Origin of the sequence: Erwinia sp. SLM-02 (assembly GCF_037450285.1) — a bacterium.
Classification (GTDB): domain Bacteria; phylum Pseudomonadota; class Gammaproteobacteria; order Enterobacterales; family Enterobacteriaceae; genus Erwinia.
In genome coordinates this window covers 869,127-884,811 of record NZ_JAQISN010000001.1, presented here as the reverse complement: position 1 = coordinate 884,811, position 15,685 = coordinate 869,127, and the positions used below count along the sequence as shown (strand labels likewise).

Below are 15,685 nucleotides of genomic sequence, written 5' to 3'. Positions count from 1 at the left end.
CGTTTTGGGGATATTATCCGAGGGATTTAAAATGATTTATACGCGGCAAATGATGCGCGATATTTTTAAATTTATGGCCCTCGACTTCATCCCAGACCAGTTCATAAAACTCACGCAGCAACAGGGCACTTCGCTGACTGTCGAGCGCATCGTCGTGACGTGACAGGAAGGCCAGGCAGCGAGTGTGGTTTTTCTGGCGGAAGTCCGTTACGCATTTCGTGGCAATATCCAGGTACTCCTCCGGGCGGTCGATCTTCCCTTCCATGACCTCCTGCGGCCAGAGGTTCGGATTAAAGATTGCCTGGCGAATATTACACAGAAAGCCCACACGTTCAGCCCAGTAGCCCCCCAGCCCCACGCCGCAAATCAGCGGTGACGGATCGCTGCAGTGCTTTAACAGTTTATCGGTCTCTTTAAGAATATGTTGCATGTCATGTTTAGGATGCCGGGTGCTGTAACTGACCAGCCTGACATCCGGGTCGATAAACTGCAGCTGCAAAACCTTTTCGTGATTGCCCGGACTGTTAGAGTCAAAACCATGTAGGTAGATAATCATCGTCATTCTCACTTAACGCGCCGCAGACGGTAAAATCAGTTACCTTTTGCGGCTTTGTGTGCCAGCCAACGCTCCTGAAGGTTGTCGAGTGTCGTGCTGATTTGCTTCCAGCGGGAAGACCCCAGCAGCTGCTGGCGGGTAAAGGAACCCCGATGGTATAGCCGCTCCACGCGTTCTGCATTGATCGGTGACAGGTTATCAAGCACGCTCACCGCGCCGGCGCGGTGATTACAGACGAGGATCATATCGCATCCGGCATCCAGCGCCATCTGCCCCCGCTCCGCGTAGCTGCCCATTACCGCCGCCCCTTCCATCGACAGATCGTCCGAGAAAATCACGCCGTCAAAGCCCAGCTCATTACGCAGAACGTTCTGCAGCCAGTGTGAGGAACCGCTGGCCGGGCGTGGATCCACTTGAGTATAGATAACGTGGGCGGGCATAATCGCGTCCAGCGCACGCTCGTCGATAAGCTGTTTGAAGATCGCCATATCGTGCTGACGAATTTCCGCTTCGCTGCGGTTGTCACGCGGCGTCTCCTTGTGGGAGTCGGCAGCCACCGCCCCATGGCCGGGGAAGTGTTTACCGGTGGTTTTCATTCCGGCTTCATGCATTCCGCGAATAAAACAGCGCGCCAGCGCCAGCGCCTGCGCCGGGTCTTCATGGAACGCGCGTTCGCCGATCGCCGCGCTGCCGTGGCCAATATCCAGCACCGGGGCAAAGCTGATATCAATATCCATTGAGATCATCTCCGAGGCCATCAGCCAGCCCGCTTCCTGGGCCAGCCGTGCGGCTTCGCCCGCATCATTCAGCGCGGCGAAGGACTGCATTGCCGGCAGCCGGCTGAAACCTTCGCGGAAGCGCTGCACGCGGCCGCCTTCCTGGTCAACGGCAATCACCAGGCGATGGCGCGATGCCGCGCGGATTTGCCTCACCAGCTCGGCCAGCTGCGCCGGATCGTGATAGTTGCGGGTAAACAGAATCAATCCCCCCACCAGCGGATGCTGCAAAATCTCGCGCTCTTCCGCATCCAGCTCGTAGCCGAGCACATCTAACATTACCGGTCCCACACTGCACCTCTGTGAGCCTGTCGATCAGGCTAATTAAACTGAGAAAGCCGCTGCCAGCCTGCTGCTGCCAGCGCACCAAAATTGTTTTCGCCGGTCTGCTGCCAGCGAAGTTCTTACCAGCTGGTTGCCAGCAGCAAGAGCCACGGCTGCCAGCGCCGGATCTGGCGGCTGAGCCTGTCGCTGTCGATGTTCTGCCGCGCGGCATAGCGACGAATCAGCCGTCCCTGCTGCGCGTTATTCAGGCCGTTACCCTCGACCAGTGCGGCCAGTTCCAGCGCAACGTCACCGTCGCCGGCATACTCCCAGTCGATCAGCCGCAGGCGCTCACCTGCCCCGATCAGATTGCCGCTGTGGATATCCATATGCAGCACCGCCAGACGCAGCGGATGAGGCTCGCCCCGGCGCTGCAAGCGCCTGAGCGCTCTGAGCCAGGTCAGAGTGCGTCGCGAAGGCTGGCTACGCTGCCAGTAGCTTATCAGCAAAGGCATTAGCTGAAGCCGGTAGCCGGTTAATGGCTGCCGGTGCAGCCCGCAGACGACCTCCGTAAGCGGCTCAATCGCACCATCAAACGCCTCCGCAGACAGCGCCGCTCCCGGCAGCCATTCAAGCAGCAGCCAGTTCCGGCTGCGGCCATAAACGCCGGGCACCTGCCCGCTGGCATTCAGCTTACGCAGAATACGGTATTCGCGCTGACGGTTAACGCCGGGCATGTGCAGGCCACCGGCAGAACGCCGCGCCAGCAGGGTCTGATTCGGCAGAGTCACTTTCATGCTGTAACCGCTCAGACCGTCCAGCGGTAAAACAGTACCGGCGGCCTGCGCCGCCGGAAACTGTCGGGTAATCAGCTGCTGTAACTCGCGATTAATGCTGGACGTCACCGCTGCCCGACCAGATGATTTCGCCGGTTTGCACCAGCATCAGCTGCATTTGCAGTTCGGGCGATTTCACATCCCCTTCCGCGTTGCTGTAAAGCACATACTGGGCACCAACGTACCGCGCAAGGCCAATCGCTTTGCTGCGCGATACCAGACTGTCCTCGGCAGAAAGGCCGAGGGTCTGTTTCGCCACCGCCAGCTGCTGCGGGGTGACCAGCGTAAACTGACTGTTGTTGGCTAGCGCACTTTGTAGCGCGGCGGTCGCTTTGGCGCTTTGCAGGCTGCCGTTGGTGCTGTTTTTCACGTTGTCGACCAGCAGCACGCTGCCCGCCGTCACGCCGTCGGCTTTCAGCATCTGTGCAATCAGCGGAGTGACGCTGGCCTGCCAGTTGATGGTCTGCATTTTCGGCGGCTGCGGCACGGTTTCGATCGGGCCGGGCTGTGCCGGCACCGGCTCAGGCTGCTGTGGCTGTACCGGTTCGACCGGCGCAGGCTGCTGCGGCTGCTCGGGCTGCTGTTGCTGATTGAGAACACAACCGCTGAGGATCAGCGCCAGCGTCAGCACGCCAGAAAGTTTTAACAGGTGACTTGTCACACCATCACTCCTTACAGATACAGGTAAAGGCGAACTTTGCTCGCCGTCAGATTGCCGGTTTGCGATGAAATGTCGATTTTACCCTTCGCAGGCACCACCAGCGTACGCGGTTTTTCATAAGGCAAAATCTCCAGCCCGCGGTCGTCATACCAGTAGAAACGGTAGGTGACGCTGACCGGTTTTTCCTGCTGATTCACCAGCGTACTGACTGCGCGCTGCTGGCCGTCCGTTTCACTGATGACCGGCTCATCGGTGGTGATACCGGCAGAGAGCACCGACGACTCCATCACCAGCGATTGTGAGGTATTAATTGTGGTGCGATCGTTACTGCATCCGGTTAATGCAATCAGTAACGTCAGAGCCGTCAGACATGCCCGCATAACATTGTGTCCCCGTTCGCTGGTGTTCAGGACGCCAGCATTGGCCCTAAAGGACGGCCACCGACCAGGTGAAGGTGAATATGATAAACCTCCTGGCCACCGTGTTGATTACAGTTGATGATCAGGCGGTAGCCGTCTTCTGCAATCCCTTCCTGCTTAGCAATTTTAGACGCAACGGTGATCATTCGCCCCAGCGCGGCCTCGTGCTCTGCCTGCACGTCGTTGGCGGTTGGGATCAGCACGTTCGGTACGATCAAAATATGGCTGGGTGCCTGCGGAGAGATATCGCGAAATGCGGTAACCAGCTCATCCTGAAACAGGATGTCGGACGGGATTTCACGACGAATAATTTTACTGAAAATCGTTTCTTCGGCCATGGTGCATATCCTTAGCAGTGTTTTTTTATACCCGCAGTATGAGCGAGAAAATCGTTTTCTTTCAACCTGCAACTGATTTTTCTTTCCCGACTGCGCGGCTTTGCAGCAGTTCAGCGCCGTAGCAGCCCCGTTTATCCGCCCGATAAATAGCAAAAGGGGAAGCCGCTGGCCTCCCCTTTTGGGTCATCATCCTGCCCGATTACATCTTGCGGATGTAGTCATCCATATCGGTTTTCAGGTTGTCAGACTTGGTACCGAAAATAGCCTGTACGCCGGAACCGGCAACCACCACACCGGCCGCGCCCAGTTTTTTCAGCCCGGCCTGGTCAACCTTGCTGACGTCGGCAACGCTGACGCGTAAGCGGGTGATGCAGGCATCCAGGTTGGTGATGTTGTCTTTACCGCCGAACGCGGCCACCAGGTTAGCGGCCATTTCAGTGGCGTTGCCGGTGGTCTGCTCGGTAGAGCTGTCTTCACGACCCGGGGTTTTCAGGTTCAGCTTCGCAATCAGCACGCGGAAGATGGTGTAGTACACCAGACCGTAGATGATACCCACGATTGGGAACAGCCAGATTTTGCTGCTGTTACCGCTCAGAACGATAAAGTCGATCAGGCCGTGCGAGAAGCTGGTACCGTCGCGCATTCCCAGCAGAATACAGATTGGGAAGGCCAGACCGGCCAGGATAGCGTGGATCGCATACAGGATTGGCGCAACGAACATGAAGGAGAATTCAATCGGTTCGGTGATACCGGTCAGGAACGAGGTCAGCGCTGCGGAGATCATGATACCGCCCACTTTGGCGCGGTTTTCCGGTTTCGCTGAGTGCCAGATAGCAATGGCCGCCGCTGGCAGACCGTACATTTTGAACAGGAAGCCGCCGGACAGTTTACCTGCGGTTGGGTCACCTGCCATGTAACGCGGGATATCGCCGTGGAACACCTGGCCCGCCGCGTTGGTAAATTCACCAATCTGCATCTGGAAAGGAACGTTCCAGATATGGTGCAGACCAAACGGTACCAGCGCACGTTCCACCACGCCGTAGATACCAAAGGCCACGACCGGGTTCTGATACGCAGCCCACTGGGAGAAGGTCTGAATAGCCGTACCAATCGGTGGCCAGATGAAGGAGAGCACCACGCCCAGGAAGATCGCCGTCAGGCCGGAGATAATCGGCACGAAGCGTTTACCGGCGAAGAAGCCCAGATACTCAGGAAGCTGAATACGATAGAAGCGGTTGAACATGTAGGCCGCTATCGAACCGGCAATAATACCCCCGAGGACGCCGGTGTCCGCCAGGTGTTTGGCCGCGATCTCTTCCGCAGGAAGATGCAGCACCAGCGGAGCCACGACCGCCATGGTTTTCACCATGATGCCGTAGGCAACAACGGAGGCCAGCGCGGAAACGCCGTCGTTATTGGTAAAGCCGAGTGCCACGCCGATGGCAAAAATCAGCGGCATGTTGGCAAAGACCGACCCGCCTGCTTCTGCCATAACCTGCGATACTACCGCAGGCAGCCAGCTGAAGTTGGCGGAACCAACGCCCAGCAGGATACCTGCAATCGGCAGGACCGATACAGGCAACATCAGCGATTTACCGACCTTTTGCAGGTTCGCAAATGCATTTTTGAACATAGTGTAAAGCTCCTGAGTATGAGTGCTTTTCTTCGCGCCGGGCGCGTTGCAAAGGAGGGAGGATCCTTTGCGGGTGAGGCGTCGTTGCGCCCCTGATATTTATTACGAAGAGTAAAATAAATCCGCGTAAATTTGTTTGATGACTATCACGTTTCGTTGAACGTGCCGCAGTTCTTTAGAAGATTTCACAAAGTTCCGCTACTTTTTTCAGCAAAAAAAATGCAGCCATCGTTTTTATCGGGCTGCACTTTACAAATATTCGGTATTAATTACGAGCTATAAAAAAATTAGTCCGTCGATCAATCCGTCAGTCGTGACATCGGCACATGGAACAGGCGGGAAAAGTTTTGCGTTGTGGCCTGCGCCAGCTCTTCAACGCTGACGCCCTTCACCACCGCCATATATTCCGCCACGTCGCGGGTGTAGGCCGGCTGATTCTCTTTGCCACGGTGCGGCACCGGGGCCAGATACGGCGAGTCGGTCTCCACCAGCATTCTGTCCAGCGGCACGTAGCGTGCGGCTTCGCGGATCTGCTCCGCATTGCGGAAGGTGGCGATGCCGGAGAAGGAGATATAGAAGCCCATATCCAGCAGTTTTTCCGCCGTCTCACGGTCTTCGGTAAAGCAGTGCAGTACACCGCCGCAGCCCTCAGCCCCCTCTTCCTGCAGAATAGCCAGCGTATCCTCCCGCGCATCGCGGGTATGCACGATGACCGGCTTATTCAGATCGCGGCCCACGCGGATGTGTTCACGGAATGAGGCCTGCTGGCGCTCTTTGGTTTCTTTCTGATAGAAATAGTCCAGGCCGGTTTCACCCATCGCAATCACCCGCGGGTCGGCGGCAAGCTGGCGCAGTTCGGCAAAATCGTACGCTTCTTCCTGGTTCAGCGGATGAACGCCGCACGAGTAGGCCACGTTGGGACGATCGCCAATCAGTTCGATCATCGCCTTATAGCCGGGCAGCGTGGTGGCAACCGCCAGCAAAAACTTCACATCACGCGCGGCGGCTTTCGCCAGAACGTCGGAGACGTCCTGATGCAGCGTTTCATAGTTCAGGCCATCCAGATGGCAGTGCGAATCAACTAAAAACATAATCGTTACTCTTAACCTGTTAAATCGGTAGCGTGAGGATGCAGAATGGCTTCCCAGCTCAGCAGCTGGTCGGTCAGCAGCAGTTCGCGGTTAACCGCCACGACGTTCAGCAGGCGGTCGCGGCAGGTCAGCCACTGGCGCAGACTGGCGTCAATCGCCGTGGCCGGCAGCAGGCTGGCAATCTGCATCACCAGCGTCTGGCAGTCCACGTTGCTGATATACGCTCCGCCGCCCTGCTGCCATTTCACCGCGTCAACCAGCAGCGAACAGAGCCAGCCGATACGCCGCGCCGCGTCATCATGGTTCAGCACGGGCAGCAGGCTGAGCAGATCTCCCTGTATCGCGGTGGGCAGCGCCTGGCAAACGAGCTGACGCTGCTGCCAGTTTTTCTCTTCCAGCAGCGTCAGAGCCGCCGCAGGTGCGCCGCTGGTCAGGCGCAGAGCCGCCGTCCGCTCATTCAGGCCCGCCGCGCACTGCTTCTGTAGCCAGTTCAGGCTCAGGGTTTCATCCGGCGGCGCGAGGTGCCACTGCAGGCAGCGGCTGCGCAGGGTGGCCAGCAGACGCGAAGGCTCACGACAGCTGAGCAGGAACCAGGTATTCTGCGGCGGTTCTTCCAGCGTTTTGAGCAGGGCATTGGCGGCGGCTTCGGTCAGCTGTGCGGCATCCGGCAGCCAGACCACTTTTGCGCCTCCCTGCTGGGCGTGATGGTAGAGCTTTTCCGTTACGCTACGCACCGCATCAATCCCCAGCGCGCTCTTACCCTTTTCCGCTTCCAGCCGATACCAGTCCGGATGTGTTCCCGCCTGCATCAGCTGGCACGCATGACAGCTGCCGCAGCTCTTCAGGCCATCCGGCTGGCGGCACATCAGCCAGCGGCCGATCCCCCAGACCAGCGTATCGTCACCCATGCCGGGCAGCGCCTGGATCAGTAGCGCATGATGGGCGCGCTGTGCCTGATGCTGGCTGATAATCTGCCGGTAGCTATTATTCAGCCACGGATACCAGTTCATTGCTGTTCCTGTAACCACTGCTGCAGCGTCTGCTCCAGCTGCTGCGTCACCTGCGGCAGGTCGCGGGTGGCATCGATAGTTTTAATCCGCGCATCGCTCGCGGCCAGCGCCAGATAGCGGTCGCGGGTGCGGATAAAGAAGTTCAGCGACTCCTGCTCAATACGGTCCAGCGCACCGCGCGCCCGGGCGCGCTGCAGGCCAATTTCAGGCGTTACATCAAGATAAAGCGTCAGGTCCGGCGCAAAATCACCCAGCACCGCCTGCTTCAGGCTGTGCATAAGCTGATTATCCATGCCGCGCCCACCGCCCTGATAAGCCTGTGACGAAAGATCGTGCCTGTCGCCCACCACCCACGCTCCCCGGGCCAGCGCCGGTTTAATGACGTTTTCCACCAGCTGTACGCGTGCGGCATACAGCATCAGCAGTTCGGCCTTATCGGTGACCTCTTCGCCCTCAATGCCCTGCTTGATCAGATCGCGCAGCTTCTCCGCCAGCGGCGTGCCGCCGGGTTCACGGGTGAAGACAATATCGTTAATGCCATGACGACGCAGCTCGGCCACCACGGCATCACGCGCGGTAGTTTTACCTGCCCCTTCCAGGCCTTCAATAACGATAAATTTACTGTTCATTTTTTTCCTTCAGCGCCAGGCGATACACCTGCACGGCTTTATTGTGGCTTGCCAGATTAGTGGTAAACGTATGCCCACCTTTCCCATCGGCAACGAAATAGAGGAAGTTGGTCTTCAGCGGATGTGCTGCGGCTTCCAGCGAGGCTTTACCCGGCATCGCAATCGGCCCCGGCGGCAGGCCGTTAATGGTGTAAGTGTTCCAGGCCGTCGGCGTTTCCAGATCTTTGCGCGTCAGCGTACCGCGATAATCCGGCCCCAGCCCGTAAATCACCGTTGGATCGGTCTGCAGACGCATCCCCAGCCGCAGGCGATTAATAAATACCGAAGCCACCCTGCTGCGCTCTTCGCTGACCGCCGTCTCTTTTTCAATAATCGAGGCCATGGTCAGCATATCATTTTTGCTTTTATAGGGCAGATTATCCATTTTCCCCTGCCACTGCGCGTCCACCTCTTTTTCCATCCGTTGATACGCACGCTTGAGCACCGCGACATCGGTAGTATTGGCGGTATACAGATAGGTATCGGGATAGAACCATCCCTCAACGCCCTTCGCTTCGCCCTCCAGCTTGAGTGCGCTGGCGACGGTAGCCAGCTGGTCATCCGCCAGGGTGTGCTTTAAATAAGGCGCGCTGCGCAGCTGGTTCAGCCACTCCTGCATCCGCGTACCTTCAACAAACCGCAGCGGGAACTGGGCTTCTTTACCGCTGGCGAGCAGTGCCAGCATGTCGCGAACGGTCATTTCAGGGTCAAGGCGATAGGTTCCGGCCTTGAACTTCGCCAGATCCGGCTCCAGCTTTAGCAACACGCCGAACCAGGGACTCTGTTTGATAATGTGCTTTGATTCCAGCTGCGCTTCCAGCACCACCCGGCCAGAACCTGCCGGGAGGGTAAAGATGGTTTCTTTGTCCACCGTCAGCGGGGAATCCGCGAACTGACGGGTCTGCCAGTATCCGTAAGCGACGGCCAGCAGAGAGACAGCAACGACCCCGGCGATAATTTTGCGTGTTTTAGTCATGAAAATTCCACGGTTGATTAATGGGGGTTAAGCAGACGAAATAAACGGCGCGAGCTGAAGTGCCACGCCTCGATCTGGCACACGGGTAAAACCGGCATCAGCGCATTGGTGATCAGCACTTCTTCGGCCTCTGCCAGCACATCGATGCCCGAACGGACCTCGCTCAGGGTGAACCCCAGCTCGACGACCTGCTGCATTACCCGCTGACGCTGGATACCGTTTACGCCCGAGGCGGTTAAATCCGGAGTGAAAACCGCGTCCCCGATACGCCAGAAAAAATTTGCCGCACAGCATTCCACCAGCATGCCATCAGTGTCAAGCACCAGCGCCTCGTCGGCATCAGTCTGCTCAAGCCGTGTGCGGATCAGCACCTGCTCCAGCCGGTTCAGGTGCTTTATTCCCGCCAGCAGCGGATTTTTCCCCAACCGTATTGGGCTGAGTGCCAGCCTTGCCCCGCTCTCGCGCAGCGCGTGGTAGTGTGCGGGATAGGCGGAAACGGAAACGATGCGCGTGGGCGCTGCGCAGCCAGCGGCACTGTATCCCCGCCCTCCGCTGCCTCGGGTGACGATCGCCTTGAGAACGCCCTCCTGGTGTTGAGCAGCTGCGTAACGCATTTCCTGGCCGAGCCGCTGCCAGTCCACGCCGGTAATCATCAGCCGCTCGCAGCCCTGCTGCAGGCGCGCCGTATGCGCGGTGAACAGTTCCACTTCGCCAGACCGTATGCGGGCGGTGGTAAAACAGCCGTCACCAAACTGGACTGCCCGATCGCTTGCAGCAACGACACTCTGCTGCTCGCCATTGACCCACATCATGCTGACTTCTCCATTCTCGATCATGCAGCAAGATTACCTGTCCGGCGCGCCAGAATCATCCGAATCTGTAACGAAAAAGGACGGGCATCAGGTGATAAACCCTTACGCATGATCTTCCAGGGCTGAGATAACGTGATAAAACGGCGCATGCGGTTTGACCCCAGTCCCCATTCTGCAGGCAAAAAAAAGCCCGCCGTGAGGCAGGCTTTTAGCGAAAGTCAAAAATCAGACTTTACGGAAAATCAGTGACCCGTTGGTACCACCGAATCCGAAGGAATTACACAGGGTGTATTCCAGGTCTGTGACCTGACGCGCGGTATGCGGAACGAAGTCCAGATCGCAGCCATCGTCCGGGTTATCCAGATTGATGGTTGGCGGTACAACCCGATCGCGTAGGGCAAGAATAGTGAAGATCGATTCAATCGCACCCGCCGCACCTAACAGGTGGCCGGTCATGGATTTCGTCGAGCTGACCATCACGCTTCCGGCAGAAGCCCCGAAAACGGATTTCACGGCCTGAGCTTCAGCGATATCACCGGCCGGCGTTGACGTACCGTGCGCGTTGATATAGCCAATCTGTTCCGGAGAAATTCGGGCATCTTTCAGCGCGTTGACCATTGCCAGCGCTGCGCCTGCGCCGTTTTCCGGCGGCGAAGTCATATGATAAGCATCGCTGCTCATACCAAAACCTACGATTTCCGCGTAGATTTTAGCGCCGCGCTTTTTCGCGTGCTCATACTCTTCCAGCACAATCAGACCTGCACCATCGCCGAGAACAAAACCGTCACGGTCTTTATCCCACGGACGGCTGGCAGCCTGCGGATTTTCATTGCGGGTTGACAGTGCGCGTGCGGCACCGAAACCACCCACGCCCAGTGGCGTACTGGCTTTTTCTGCACCACCGGCCAGCATCACATCGGCATCATCATAGGCGATGATACGAGCTGCATGACCAATGTTATGCACGCCAGACGTACAGGCGGTAGCAATGGAAATACTTGGGCCTTTCATTCCGTACATAATAGTCAGATGCCCGGCAACCATATTCACAATGGTTGAAGGCACAAAGAACGGACTAATTTTACGCGGGCCACCGTTGACCAGTGAGGCATGGTTTTCTTCAATCAAACCAAGACCACCGATACCGGAGCCAATCGCGGCACCAACACGTCCAGCGTTTTCTTCGGTAATGACAAGGCCAGAATCTTGCATGGCCTGAACGCCAGCAACAACGCCATATTGAATGAAAGCATCCATCTTGCGCTGATCTTTACGCGAGATGATTTCATCACAATTAAAATTCTTTACTAAGCCAGCAAAACGCGTTGCGTAGGCACTAGTATCAAAATGGTCAATCAGGCTGATGCCACTCTGACCGGCAACAAGAGCATTCCAGGTAGACTCTACGGTATTGCCGACAGGAGACAACATGCCAAGACCAGTCACAACTACACGACGCTTAGACACGTTCGTCCTCCAGGGAGGGAAAAATTGACGCGATGTGGGATAGTTAGATAAAACTCAGGCGGTCGAATGACCGCCTGGAGATGCTCACTTATGCCTGGTGACCATTGATGTAATCAATAGCAGCCTGAACAGTAGTGATTTTCTCAGCTTCTTCATCCGGAATCTCGGTATCGAACTCTTCTTCCAGAGCCATTACCAGCTCAACGGTATCAAGAGAATCAGCGCCCAGATCTTCTACAAAAGAGGCAGTGTTAACAACTTCTTCCTGCTTAACGCCCAGCTGCTCGCCAATGATTTTCTTAACGCGTTCTTCGATAGTGCTCATACTATTAAATTTCCTATCAAAACTCGCTTTCGCGATGGTTTTCGTAGTGTATAAAATGTTGAAAAAGATGCAACTAAATCCCGGCTGGTCAAACCACGATTTTACGCTATTTTGCGGCTTTTGCCTCAAATAACGCAAATAGTTTTCGTGATTATCAGACCATATACATTCCGCCATTGACGTGCAGCGTTTCACCAGTGATGTAAGCTGCCTCGTCAGAGGCTAAAAATGCGACGGCATTAGCGATTTCCTGCGCGCTGCCGAGGCGGCCCGCGGGAACTTCCGCCAGAATACCCGCACGCTGATCTTCGTTCAGCGCACTCGTCATGTCGGTTTCAATGAAACCAGGTGCCACGACGTTAACGGTAATGCCACGTGACGCAATTTCACGCGCCAGTGACTTGCTGAAGCCAATCAAACCTGCTTTTGCTGCCGCATAGTTTGCCTGACCCGCATTACCCATTGTTCCAACTACGGAGCCAATGGTAATAATTCGGCCCACCCGCTTTTTCATCATGGCACGCATTACCGCTTTTGACAGACGGAATACTGAAGTCAGATTGGTGTCCAGGATATCCTGCCACTCATCGTCTTTCATGCGCATCAGAAGATTATCACGCGTGATGCCAGCATTATTGACTAAAATGTCCACTTCGCCAAATTCGGCGCGAATATTTTCCAGCACGGTCTCGATCGAAGCCGGGTCAGTCACGTTCAGGAGCATGCCCTTCCCGCTGTCGCCCAGATAAGCGCTGATCGCTTCGGCTCCGTTCTGGCTGGTCGCCGTACCGACAACTTTGGCACCGCGGGCGACAAGCGTCTCCGCGATAGCACGGCCGATACCACGGCTTGCACCGGTAACCAGCGCGATTTTACCTTCGAAATTCATGTTGTTCCTCGTGTTATTGTTCAAGCGCCGCTGACAGGCTGGCCTGGTCGTTTACCGCCGCCGCCGTCAGGGTGTCAACAATACGTTTAGTCAGCCCGGTTAACACTTTACCCGGACCCACTTCCAGCAGCGACGTCACGCCCTGCTGAGCCATAAATTCTACGCAACCGGTCCAGCGAACCGGGCTGTACAGCTGGCGGACCAGTGCGCTACGGATGGCTTCAGGTGATGTCTCACACTGAACATCAACGTTATTCACCACCGGGAATGCCGGTGCGTTAAAGGTCAGCTGCTCCAGCGCAACGGCCAGCTTGTCAGCAGCGGGCTTCATCAGCGCACAGTGCGACGGCACGCTGACCGGCAGCGGCAGAGCGCGCTTGGCGCCCGCGGCTTTACAGGCTGCGCCTGCACGCTCAACGGCTTCTTTATTGCCCGCGATCACAACCTGGCCCGGTGAGTTATAGTTCACCGGAGAGACAACCTGCCCCTGGGCAGACTCTTCACAGGCTTTGGCAATCGCCTCATCATCCAGACCGATAATCGCCTGCATGGCACCCGTGCCTTCCGGAACGGCTTCCTGCATCAGCTTACCGCGCAGTTCAACCAGCTTAATGGCATCGGCAAACGCAATCACACCCGCGCAAACCAGGGCACTGTACTCACCCAGGCTGTGCCCTGCAAGCATTGACGGTACTTTTCCGCCTTTTTCCTGCCAAACGCGGAAAATGGCAACAGAAGCAGCCAGTAAAGCGGGCTGAGTTTGCCAGGTTTTGTTCAACTCTTCAGCAGGTCCCTGCTGTACCAGCTGCCACAAATCGTAACCCAGCACGTCAGAAGCTTCGCGGAAGGTTTTTTCGACAATCGGGTTACCTGCGGCTAAATCAGCCAGCATGCCTACCGTTTGCGATCCCTGTCCCGGGAATACCATTGCAAATTGCGTCATCGTTATTTCCTGTTAATCAAAAACGAACCAGAGCGGAACCCCAGGTGAAACCGCCACCGAAGGCCTCCAGCAGAATCAGCTGGCCAGGTTGGATACGCCCGTCGCGCACGGCTTCATCCAGGGCGGACGGCACGGAAGCGGCGGAGGTATTGCCGTGGCGATCGAGCGTCACCACCACTTTATCCATGTCCATACCCAGCTTGCGGGCCGTTGCGCTGATAATTCGCAGGTTGGCCTGATGCGGCACCAGCCAGTCGATGGCAGCGCGGTCAAGGTCATTCGCCTTGAGCGTTTCATCAACGATATGCGCCAGTTCCGTCACGGCTACTTTGAACACTTCGTTACCTGCCATCGTGAGATACGCAGGCTTTTCCTGATGTTCGCGGTCCTGGTTTGGCAGGGTGAGCAGCTCGCCATAGCGGCCGTCCGCATGCAGATGGGTAGAGATAATGCCCGGCTCTTCGCTGGCACCGAGAACGACCGCACCGGCAGCATCACCAAACAGGATGATCGTGCCGCGATCCTCAGGATCGAGCGTGCGCGACAGCGCATCAGCACCGATCACCAGCGCATATTTTACCGCACCGTTTTTAACATACTGGTCGGCCACGCTCAGTGCGTAAGTGAAGCCCGCACAGGCCGCCGCCAGATCGAAAGAGGCCGCATCGTCAATGCCCAGCATCTGCTGGATCATGCAGGCAGAACTTGGGAACGCATGGCTGGAAGAGGTGGTCGCAACCACGATCAAACCGATGTCATTTTTATCAATGCCCGCCATAGAGAGCGCACGCTCGGCGGCATGAAAGCCCATCGTCGCCACGGTTTCATCCGGGCCAGCAATACGACGTTCACGGATACCGGTTCGGGTGACAATCCACTCGTCCGACGTATCCACCATTTTTTCCAGATCGGCGTTAGTCCGCACCTGTTCGGGCAAATAGCTGCCCGTACCGATAATCTTCGTATACATGTACGCTCAGTCACTCTTAGGTAATACAGCCTGTAGGCGGGCAGCAATCCGCTCGGGAACTTGCCGCCGCACCGCCTGCTCTGCCTGTTGTATCGCGACGGTAAACGCGCGCTGATTGGCTGCGCCATGACTTTTAATCACGGTGCCGCGTAATCCTAACAGACAGGCGCCATTGTACTGGTCGGGGTTGAGATGGCCGAAATTCTTCGCCAGACGCTTTTGGATCCAGCGCCCCAATAGTCTCAGCCACCATGCCTTTTTTTTACCTTCGCCCTGTGATTTCAACAGCGAAAGAAACATTCTTACCACACCTTCCATAGTTTTCAACGTGACGTTCCCGATGAAGCCATCGCACACCAGAACATCCGTCTTGCCGGTAAGAAGATCGTTACCTTCAAGGTAACCAATATAGTTAACTTCTGGTGAATCACGAAGTGCTGCTGCCGCTTCGCGAATTGCCGTTAACCCTTTGGTTTCTTCCTGGCCTATGTTGAGCAGCGCCACGCGCGGATTGGCAATTTCCAACACTTCTTCAGCCATCACCGCACCCATAATGGCGAACTGCACCAGCATAGCACTGTCGGATTCGACATTAGCACCTAAATCCAGCACAACGGTTTTCCCCTTGAGCTGATTAGGCAGTACGGTCATCAGCGCCGGACGTTCAATCCCTTCCAGCGGCCGTAATAATATTTTCGCCAGTCCCATCAGCGCACCGGTGTTACCGGCGCTGATACAGGCATCTGCGTTGCCGGCTTTCACCTGCTCTAACGCAATACGCATTGACGACCCGCGGCTGGCGCGAATCGCCTGCGAAGGTCTGGCATCACTGGCAATAACCGATTCAGCAGGAATAACCTGCATACGTGCGCGCAGCGCAGAATCAGCTGTGGCTAGTAATGACGTGATTTTGTCGGGATCGCCGACCAGAAGAAGATGCAGGTGCGAATCAGATGCCAGTGCCTGCATTGCCGCAGGCACTGTCACGCAGGGACCGAAATCCCCGCCCATGGCATCTATCGCCAGGGTCAATCGTGTCAAAGTATTACCG

Annotated in this window: 17 protein-coding genes and 1 pseudogene; all 18 read right to left on the bottom strand. The window is 56.6% G+C overall.

What is annotated here, in order from left to right:
* Positions 1 to 13: 13 nt before the first annotated feature.
* The 18 genes and pseudogenes from ycfP to plsX all read right to left on the bottom strand — a co-directional run bounded on the left by ycfP (position 14) and on the right by plsX (position 15,675).
* A complete protein-coding gene (ycfP, locus tag PGH32_RS04230; RefSeq protein WP_314419593.1) occupies positions 14 to 556 on the bottom strand; it encodes an alpha/beta hydrolase YcfP in 543 nt (180 codons plus the stop codon).
* Positions 557 to 591: 35 nt separating this feature from the next.
* The gene (gene nagZ, locus PGH32_RS04225) at positions 592 to 1,611 is read right to left on the bottom strand and encodes a beta-N-acetylhexosaminidase (RefSeq protein ID WP_337893266.1); all 1,020 of its coding nucleotides are present in this window, start codon (positions 1,609 to 1,611) and stop codon (positions 592 to 594) included.
* Between the two features lie 41 nt (positions 1,612 to 1,652).
* Positions 1,653 to 2,501, bottom strand: a pseudogene (thiK, locus tag PGH32_RS04220) (thiamine kinase).
* The gene (gene lpoB, locus PGH32_RS04215; protein WP_443112765.1) at positions 2,485 to 3,081 is read right to left on the bottom strand and encodes a penicillin-binding protein activator LpoB; all 597 of its coding nucleotides are present in this window, start codon (positions 3,079 to 3,081) and stop codon (positions 2,485 to 2,487) included. The pseudogene thiK and the gene lpoB overlap by 17 nt, the downstream one beginning before the upstream one ends.
* A gap of 23 nt (positions 3,082 to 3,104) precedes the next feature.
* Complete coding sequence (locus PGH32_RS04210; RefSeq protein ID WP_314419600.1) at positions 3,105 to 3,473, bottom strand: YcfL family protein; 369 nt, start codon at positions 3,471 to 3,473, stop codon at positions 3,105 to 3,107.
* A gap of 26 nt (positions 3,474 to 3,499) precedes the next feature.
* Positions 3,500 to 3,850, bottom strand: a complete 351-nt coding sequence (gene hinT, locus PGH32_RS04205; protein WP_314419602.1) for a purine nucleoside phosphoramidase — start codon at positions 3,848 to 3,850, stop codon at positions 3,500 to 3,502.
* Between the two features lie 199 nt (positions 3,851 to 4,049).
* Positions 4,050 to 5,483 (bottom strand): PTS glucose transporter subunit IIBC, encoded by a 1,434-nt coding sequence (gene ptsG / locus PGH32_RS04200; protein ID WP_314419603.1) that lies wholly within the window; start codon positions 5,481 to 5,483, stop codon positions 4,050 to 4,052.
* A gap of 299 nt (positions 5,484 to 5,782) precedes the next feature.
* The gene (locus PGH32_RS04195) at positions 5,783 to 6,574 is read right to left on the bottom strand and encodes a metal-dependent hydrolase (protein WP_337893265.1); all 792 of its coding nucleotides are present in this window, start codon (positions 6,572 to 6,574) and stop codon (positions 5,783 to 5,785) included.
* Positions 6,575 to 6,585: 11 nt separating this feature from the next.
* Complete coding sequence (holB, locus tag PGH32_RS04190) at positions 6,586 to 7,584, bottom strand: DNA polymerase III subunit delta' (protein ID WP_337893264.1); 999 nt, start codon at positions 7,582 to 7,584, stop codon at positions 6,586 to 6,588.
* Positions 7,581 to 8,213: a dTMP kinase gene (gene tmk, locus PGH32_RS04185; RefSeq protein WP_314419608.1), complete on the bottom strand. Its 633-nt coding sequence runs from the start codon at positions 8,211 to 8,213 to the stop codon at positions 7,581 to 7,583. Before tmk ends, holB begins: the two co-directional genes overlap by 4 nt.
* Positions 8,203 to 9,228: a cell division protein YceG gene (gene yceG, locus PGH32_RS04180; protein WP_314419610.1), complete on the bottom strand. Its 1,026-nt coding sequence runs from the start codon at positions 9,226 to 9,228 to the stop codon at positions 8,203 to 8,205. Before yceG ends, tmk begins: the two co-directional genes overlap by 11 nt.
* 17 nt (positions 9,229 to 9,245) lie before the next feature.
* Complete coding sequence (pabC, locus tag PGH32_RS04175) at positions 9,246 to 10,040, bottom strand: aminodeoxychorismate lyase (protein WP_337894255.1); 795 nt, start codon at positions 10,038 to 10,040, stop codon at positions 9,246 to 9,248.
* A 225-nt stretch (positions 10,041 to 10,265) separates the two neighbouring features.
* Positions 10,266 to 11,507 carry a beta-ketoacyl-ACP synthase II gene (gene fabF / locus PGH32_RS04170; protein ID WP_314419612.1) on the bottom strand — a complete coding sequence of 414 codons (1,242 nt, stop codon included), beginning with the start codon at positions 11,505 to 11,507 and terminating at the stop codon, positions 10,266 to 10,268.
* An 88-nt stretch (positions 11,508 to 11,595) separates the two neighbouring features.
* Entirely contained in the window at positions 11,596 to 11,832 is a 237-nt protein-coding gene (acpP, locus tag PGH32_RS04165; RefSeq protein WP_004157115.1) for an acyl carrier protein, read from the bottom strand.
* A 154-nt stretch (positions 11,833 to 11,986) separates the two neighbouring features.
* The gene (gene fabG / locus PGH32_RS04160) at positions 11,987 to 12,721 is read right to left on the bottom strand and encodes a 3-oxoacyl-ACP reductase FabG (RefSeq protein WP_314419625.1); all 735 of its coding nucleotides are present in this window, start codon (positions 12,719 to 12,721) and stop codon (positions 11,987 to 11,989) included.
* A 13-nt stretch (positions 12,722 to 12,734) separates the two neighbouring features.
* Positions 12,735 to 13,664 carry an ACP S-malonyltransferase gene (fabD, locus tag PGH32_RS04155; protein ID WP_337893263.1) on the bottom strand — a complete coding sequence of 310 codons (930 nt, stop codon included), beginning with the start codon at positions 13,662 to 13,664 and terminating at the stop codon, positions 12,735 to 12,737.
* Positions 13,665 to 13,680: 16 nt separating this feature from the next.
* Complete coding sequence (locus PGH32_RS04150; protein WP_314419628.1) at positions 13,681 to 14,634, bottom strand: beta-ketoacyl-ACP synthase III; 954 nt, start codon at positions 14,632 to 14,634, stop codon at positions 13,681 to 13,683.
* 6 nt (positions 14,635 to 14,640) lie between these two features.
* Positions 14,641 to 15,675, bottom strand: coding sequence for a phosphate acyltransferase PlsX (plsX, locus tag PGH32_RS04145; protein WP_337893262.1), 1,035 nt, complete (start codon positions 15,673 to 15,675; stop codon positions 14,641 to 14,643).
* Between the last annotated feature and the right edge of the window lie 10 nt (positions 15,676 to 15,685).